Source organism: Chromobacterium sp. IRSSSOUMB001 (genome assembly GCF_023507765.1).
Classification (GTDB): Bacteria; Pseudomonadota; Gammaproteobacteria; order Burkholderiales; family Chromobacteriaceae; genus Chromobacterium; species Chromobacterium haemolyticum.
In genome coordinates this window covers 1-558 of the sequence record NZ_JALCYU010000060.1, presented here as the reverse complement: position 1 = coordinate 558, position 558 = coordinate 1, and the positions used below count along the sequence as shown (strand labels likewise).

Below are 558 nucleotides of genomic sequence, written 5' to 3'. Positions count from 1 at the left end.
CTCGCTGAGCACGCCGTCGCCGTTGCGCTCCGCCGTTTTACGGCCCAGCGCGTCGTAGCGGCTGCGGGTGATCTGGCCGTTGGCGTCGGTGAATTCGATCTGCCGGCCGGCGGCGTCGTAACGCCAGCTTTGGCTGGGGCTGACCGTGGCTTCGCCGCCGTCCAGGGTGTAGATCGACACCGTGTCGCTGGTCTGGCGAATCAACCGGTTGTTGGCGTCGTACTGGTAGCGGGTGGTGCGTTGTTCCGGCTTGCCTTCGGCTTCCACTTGCAGCGTGCGGTTGCCGAAGCCGTCGTATTCGAAGCGTTTGACGATGCCCGACGGACTGATCTCTTTGAGTACCCGACCCTGCGCGTCGTAGACGTAGTGGTAGATTCCGCCCAGTTTGCTGAAGTATTTCAACTTGTTGCTAAAGGAATCATACGCCATCCGCTCGACGCCGCCTTCGGCGTCGAAGATGCGGTTCTGCCGTCCCAATGCATCGTGTTCGATCCGGGTCACCGCGTCGCGCTGGGCGTCGACGATCAGGGCCGGCGCCACGCCGGCCTTCAGCGCGGC

1 pseudogene is annotated in these 558 nt (G+C 63.8%); it reads right to left on the bottom strand.

The features are described from left to right. Positions 1 to 558, bottom strand: a pseudogene (locus tag MOV80_RS23305) (hypothetical protein); the annotation flags it as partial.